Origin of the sequence: Prosthecobacter sp. (assembly GCF_046154365.1) — a bacterium.
GTDB lineage: Bacteria > Verrucomicrobiota > Verrucomicrobiia > Verrucomicrobiales > Verrucomicrobiaceae > Prosthecobacter.
This window is the reverse complement of the sequence record NZ_JBJXFV010000094.1, coordinates 22,286-28,285: the sequence shown is the minus strand read 5'-3', so window position 1 is coordinate 28,285 and position 6,000 is coordinate 22,286. Positions and strand designations below refer to the sequence as shown.

The 6,000-nt window shown below is 60.9% G+C and carries 5 protein-coding genes and 1 pseudogene; all 6 read right to left on the bottom strand.

The genetic code is table 11. The features are described from left to right. Positions 1 to 110: 110 nt before the first annotated feature. Positions 111 to 269 carry a GxxExxY protein gene (locus tag ACKVY0_RS12185; RefSeq protein WP_409215092.1) on the bottom strand — a complete coding sequence of 53 codons (159 nt, stop codon included), beginning with the start codon at positions 267 to 269 and terminating at the stop codon, positions 111 to 113. 276 nt (positions 270 to 545) lie between these two features. After that, positions 546 to 734, bottom strand: coding sequence for a hypothetical protein (locus ACKVY0_RS12180; protein ID WP_409215091.1), 189 nt, complete (start codon positions 732 to 734; stop codon positions 546 to 548). Between the two features lie 44 nt (positions 735 to 778). After that, on the bottom strand, positions 779 to 2,989 hold the full coding sequence (locus ACKVY0_RS12175; RefSeq protein ID WP_409215090.1) for a DUF1592 domain-containing protein: 2,211 nt from the start codon (positions 2,987 to 2,989) through the stop codon (positions 779 to 781). A gap of 484 nt (positions 2,990 to 3,473) precedes the next feature. Beyond that, a pseudogene (locus tag ACKVY0_RS12170) lies at positions 3,474 to 4,337 on the bottom strand (2-keto-3-deoxygluconate permease); the annotation flags it as partial. Then, complete coding sequence (locus ACKVY0_RS12165; protein ID WP_409215089.1) at positions 4,334 to 4,750, bottom strand: DUF4442 domain-containing protein; 417 nt, start codon at positions 4,748 to 4,750, stop codon at positions 4,334 to 4,336. The pseudogene ACKVY0_RS12170 and the gene ACKVY0_RS12165, both read right to left, overlap by 4 nt. Before the next feature lie 20 nt (positions 4,751 to 4,770). Next, complete coding sequence (locus ACKVY0_RS12160; protein ID WP_409215088.1) at positions 4,771 to 5,961, bottom strand: DUF1552 domain-containing protein; 1,191 nt, start codon at positions 5,959 to 5,961, stop codon at positions 4,771 to 4,773. Between the last annotated feature and the right edge of the window lie 39 nt (positions 5,962 to 6,000).

Below are 6,000 nucleotides of genomic sequence, written 5' to 3'. Positions count from 1 at the left end.
CCGACGTACGTCGGCCTGGGCTGGTTGTTGTCTTTGCTCGCGTGCGCACAGAATGCGCGCACGCGGTCCGTCCTAATGCTCGCGTCCACCAAAAATGTCAATGAATTTTTCTAACAAAGCAGAACTATTCTGGAGAGTCTCTTCTGAAGGGCTTCTTCATAGGCGGCCTCTAGCTGTCCAGGACCAAGCTGGCGATGCACCTCGATTGCCTCGCCAATAATGACGCCAGTGAGTTTATTGTCATTGCTGGTGTTGTGAGTGATGGGCATGGTGGGAAAGAGTGAACCACAGAGGCACCGAAAACACAGAGGGTTTATCTGTTTCTGTTCTCTTAGCCCTCGGTGTCTCTGTGGTTAAAAATTGGATTGGTCACGATGCCGACAATGATCTCAGAGAACTTCCAGTCGTTCTCCTTTGCACGGCGGGTGCATCGCTGGACTCCCTCGCAATAATGACGCCAGTGAGTTTATTGTCATTGCTGGTGTTGTGAGTGATGGGCATGGCGGGAAAGAGTGAACCACAGAGGCACCGAAAACACAGAGGGTTTATTTGCTTCTGTTCTCTGTGCCCTCGGTGTCTCTGTGGTTAAAAATTGGATTGGTCACGATGCCAACGATGAGCTCGGAGAACTTCCAGCCGTTCTCCTTTGCACGGCGGGTGCATCGCTGGACTCCCTCGCCAATAATGACGCCAGTGAGTTTATTGTCATTGCTGGTGTTGTGAGTGATGGGCATGGCAGGAAAGAGTGAACCACAGAGGCACCGAAAACACAGAGGGTTTATCTGTTTCTGTTCTCTGTGCCCTCGGTGTCTCTGTGGTTAAAAATTGGATTGGTCACGATGCCTGCGATGATCTCAGAGAACTTCCAGCCGTTCTCCTTTGCACGGCGCACGATCTTCCGCACAGCGGGTGCATCGCTTGCTTCCAGGCCGCGACCGAGGGCGTAGGTGAGGAGTTTTTCAGTGAGCGCAGTGACGAAGAGTTCGGGGCGTTTGAGCAGGGTTTCTTCGAGTCCGGCGACGCCGTCGAAGGTGCTGCCGTCCGCGAAACCACCGCGTGAATCGGCATCGGCATGCCAGCGGCCAATGGCGTCATAGTTTTCTAAAGCAAAACCGACGGGGTCCATGAGATTGTGGCAACTGGCGCAGGCGGCCATCTCGCGGTGTTTGGCGAGGCGCACACGAATTGGCAACGACTCGGAAATCACGCCATCAAGCGCTGGCACGTTCGGGGGTGGAGGTGGCGGCTCTGCGGCGAGGAGATTCTTCAAGATCCAGTGCCCGCGAATCACGGGCGAGGTGCGTGTGGCGTAGCTGGTGACGGTGAGGATGCTGCCGTGGCGCAGCAGGCCGCCGCGCTGCCATTCAGGTTCCAGTTTCACCTCGCGAAAGCGATCACCATAGATGTGCGGGATGCCGTAATGCGCGGCGAGACGCTCGTCGAGCCAGGTGCGGTCGGTGCGCAGCAGTTTGAGCACGCTGCGGTCGTTCTTGATGAGGTCTTCAAAGAGCTGGCTCGTTTCCGTGCGGAGGGACTCGCGCAGGTTGTGATCGAAGTCGGGGAACAAGCGCGCATCGGGCGTGATGGAGTCGAGATTGCGCAAATACAGCCACTGATCGGCGAAGTTCGTCACCAGCGTCTTCGCACGCGGATCACGCAGCATGCGGCGGGCTTGCGCTTCGACATCGAGCGGACGCTGTGAGAGAAGTTCATCATCCGGGATGCTGCTCCAAAGGAAGAACGACAACCGTGGGGCGAGCGCGGCATCATCGAGCTTCGTCTCGGTGCGGAATAAAAACTCACGACTCACCAAAATGGCCGCGAGGGCCGATTCGATGCCGGATTCGAAATCCTGAGCCTCCTTCACGAACGGCAGCACTCGGGCGAGATCTTCATCCGTCACCGGACGACGCCACGCACGGCGTAGTATCGGTGCGAGCACCGCTTTGGCATCGTTGGAGCCACTGCCGAAGATCAAACGACGACTCGGCGTGTCGCCCGCATCTTTGGCATCATACGGCCCCGTGATCGTCACCTGATAAATCGCGGGCGAGAGCCGTGGATGGCGATGCAGATTGAAGCTGGCCTTGTAGGGCTGCCGCAGCCGCTCCAGCACGGGCGATCCTTTGGGCAGGAAGGCCACGCCGACGTCATGCTGGCCGGCGGGAATGTGCAGCCGCGCTTTGAGATGAGCGTCGATCTTCTCGTAGTTTTTGTCCTTCGCCGGTTTGACCGTGAACTCGGCCTTCACCTCGCGATTCAGCAAGATTTGCAGATCATGGGGGCCGTTCATGCCCTCGACCTGCTCATTGCGATCACGCTGGAGGCGAATCTGCACGTCATAATCTCCTTCGCGCGAGAACACCTGTGGAATGAGCACGCCACCGCGTGTGCCGAGCGGCAAGCCTGGCACATGATACTCCTGCGTGATGTCTGACTTCACGCGGATGCTCGTGATCTCCGGCTTGTCCGAGTTCCCAACCGCCTGACGTGCGATTTTCTGCGCCGCGGTGATGTAGCGATCCAAGAGCGCTGGTGGTAGGTCGCCGACGGTGATGTTGTCGAAGCCGTGGCTGATCTCGTCGGTAGGAAAAGCTGCCTTCGCATCGAAATCGACCGCCAGCAGATCACGCACCGCGTTTTGATACTCCACACGCGTGAGGCGGCGCAACGTCGGCCCCGCGACGAGCTTCGGCGGCTGGCGATCTAGCTCAGCAGTGAGTTTGTTCACTACTTCGGCATAGCCTGCTTCATCCGGCCGCTTTTTGCCGACGGGCGGCATGTGGCGGGCGGTGAGCTGTTTCACGACAGCTTCCCAGGTCTCGGAATGCGTTGCGATGTCATCGCTAAGAATCGATTCGAGATCGATGTCGCCCTTCTTCGCATCGCGGTCGTGGCAGGCGAGGCAGTGCGTATCGAGTATCTGCCGAAAGTCCGCTGCGGCGGCAGAAGTTGTGATGAGAATGGAGGCTAGCAGAGGGCGCATCATGCAATGAATAGGTGACGTGGCGGCGGGCTCAATTCTGACATTCGAGACAACCTTCTGGCCACGGGTAGCTGCCCGGTTTCACACAAAGGAGCGGGCCACCGGGTGGTCGCAAGGTGCCAACGCCGGTGTGTCCCTCTGGAATGACCTCGAATCGAGTCCAGCCCATCCGCCGAATGAAGGCCATCGCTGTGGCACCACCCTCGAGGCCGATGCGGAGGTCGGTGCGGTCGGCGGCGAGTGCGCAGGCTGATGCGATGAGTTTTTCGGTCAGGGCTGGCACGTCGGTGTGGGCAGGCTTGCCGATGGCGAGCATGAGTTTTGACGTGCTTTGCCAGACCGTGGGAGAGATGGGTTGAACGATGGTTTGGAGGGTGAAGCCACGCTTTATCATCTCGTCGGCGCGGCCCATGTCCCAGGCCGCGAGACTGCCGCAGATGAGAAGCACTGAGTTTAAACCGCAGAGGTTGGACGGTCGCAGAGGTTGGGATTCTGACCTCTGCGACCGTTTCGGATTGGCAGCGGCGACGAGCGCGGGCACGGCGGCGGCGTTGCCGGCGGTGGAGCTGGCGGCGAGTCCGGCGAGGCCGCTGCCGCCAGTGAGTTTATCCACGCACAGCAGCAGCGTGCCGGAGACGAGGACGACGAAAACACCGAGCGCGATGCCGAGCAGGCCGCTGTGCCAGAGATTGGCCAAACTCATCGTCGTGCCGATGGCGAAGGCGAAGAAGGGGATCATCACGCTGGTGCCTTTGCCCAAAAACTCGCGCATCTGCGGGTCGAGATTCCCCAGCATCATGCCCACGAGCAGCGGCTGCACCGCGCCGAGCATGACCTGCCACGGAAAGGCCGCGAGACCGGCGACACCGAGCGAGAGCATCGTCAGGAACGGCCCGCTCTCCAGACTCATCACCGCATACGCCGCTACATCGCGACCACGGCCATACTGGCCCATGAGCGCCATGTAGAGGCCGCCATTCGTGTCATTGATGGCCGCAACGACGGCGAGCGTGGAGAGACCCGCGAGCACACCATCCGCCACCGGTTTCTCACCGAGCCATGCACCGAAAACGCAGGCGCACAGCACGCCACACAGCGCCTTCGTGGCGAGCAGTGCGCCGCCTTTTTTCAAAACGTAAGGCGTGACCTTCAAATCAAGCGTGGCACCGAGGCAGACGTAAAACACCGCCAGCAGCGGCATCGCCCCGCCAAAGAGCGAACTGGTGAAGGACTTGCCGAATAACTCCGGCGTGCCGGGAAACACGCTCACGATCACGCAGCCGAAGATCAACGGCACGAGCATCATGCCGCCGGGGATGCGGTCGAGGGTGGTCTTGATAGGGAGAGTCATGGTGCGCGAGTGATGAACCATTCCACCGCTGCGCTAAGCACATGCTGGCCGCCTTCGTCATGCAGCTCGACGCTGACTTCGATGAGCGCACGGCCTTTCGCGGCGAGATCGGCCTTCAATGCCTCGATCGGCTCCGCTTTCGTTGTCACGCTGGATTTCACCGCGCCATTCGCTGGTTTGCGGAACTTCGATTCCAGCCTGCGCACGACGGGAATGACGCCCGTCAGGCCGCCAAGCTGCCGCAGCAGCCACTCGCCGCTGCTCGCCTCCGCGAGCGCGAGCAAGGCGCTGGCATGAACGGTGCCGAGATGATTCAAATACTGCCTGCCCGCAGGCAGCATCAGCATTTGCGGCTCATCGGCCTTTTGCAGGCCGATGAAGCGGTTGAAGGGAAGATCGAGGACGGTGGTCATGGCCATGCAGCTCGCGTCATTCATCCCATCAGACCGCTGAGTGCGCCCACGCTGTCGCCGAAGCGCTCCAGCTTCACTCCCATGCGCTGGGCGATGGTGAGGTAGAGGTTGCACGCACGCTGCTGCTCCTCGGCTTTCCGGCTTAAATCGAGCACACGCCCGCCGGCGATGCTGCCGCCGCCGTGGCCGGCGAGGACCATCGGCAGGTTGCGGCCGTCGTGGCTGTCGCCGTTGAACATGTTGCTGCCGAATTGGAGGATGACGTTGTCGAGCATCGTGGTGCCGCCGCCTTCATCCACCTGCTTCATGCGCTGCATGAGGTAGGCGAGCTGCTCGACGTGGAACTGGTTGATGCGCTGATACGACGCGAGCTTCTTCGGGTCTTCCTTGTGATGCGAAATGCTGTGGAGCTGCTCGTTGAGCACGCCGTCGAGGAAGCCGAACTTCATGTGCGAGACATCGCGGTTGAAGATGAGCGTGGCCACGCGGGTCTTGTCCATGCGCCAGGCGAGCAGGATGAGGTCGAGCATCATGCGCATGTGCTCGCGCACGTCCTGCGGCAGTTCGGCGGCGGGACGCTCCATGTTCGGCTTCGCCAACGTGGGGCGCCAACCTTCGAGGCGCTCCGCTTTCGTCGCGCGTTCGATGCGTTGTTCGAGGTCGCGCACGCTGGTCATGAACTCATCGAGCTTCTGCTGGTCCTGCGCGCCGAGGCTGCGGCGCGTGTCCTTTGATTGCGCGAGCACGGCGTCGAGCACGCTCTTGTCACGCAGCAGGCCGCTGGTGTCGAACAGGCGGTCAAACACGGCACGCGGATACACCTCCGGCGCGATGGGTGTGTTCTTCGACGACCACGACACCGTGCTGTAATACACACCAGGCACGCCGCTGCGCAGGCCGCTCTCCGCAGGCTCCACCGCGAGCACCAGGCTCGGCACGGCGGTTTCCCTGCCGGTGTGCCGCGCGATGACCTGATCGAGCGATTCGCCTCCCTCGGGGATGAGCGTCTCCTTGAACTGCGCACCGCTCAGGTAGTTCGAGAACAGCGGCCAGTGCGGCCCGCTGGTATTGTTGAAGACGTGAAGGTCGCGCAGCACCGTGATGTCGCGCTTGAACGCTGCGAGGGGCTGTAACGTGCTCGAAAGCTCCATCGCCTCGCCCTCGCCCTTCGCCCACCACTCGTGCGGATTCACGCCGTTGGCGAAAAGCATGCAGCCGTAGCGCACGGGTGCCTTCGCGTCTCGGCAGCC

Bases quoted from the DNA above. Each gene is read 5' to 3' on its own strand.
- ACKVY0_RS12180 (WP_409215091.1), bottom strand. From the start codon at position 734: ATGCCCATCACTCACAACACCAGCAATGACAATAAACTCACTGGCGTC.
- ACKVY0_RS12175 (WP_409215090.1), bottom strand. From the start codon at position 2,989: ATGATGCGCCCTCTGCTAGCCTCCATTCTCATCACAACTTCTGCCGCC.
- ACKVY0_RS12160 (WP_409215088.1), bottom strand. From the start codon at position 5,961: ATGCTTTTCGCCAACGGCGTGAATCCGCACGAGTGGTGGGCGAAGGGC.
- ACKVY0_RS12185 (WP_409215092.1), bottom strand. From the start codon at position 269: ATGCCCATCACTCACAACACCAGCAATGACAATAAACTCACTGGCGTC.
- ACKVY0_RS12165 (WP_409215089.1), bottom strand. From the start codon at position 4,750: ATGACCACCGTCCTCGATCTTCCCTTCAACCGCTTCATCGGCCTGCAA.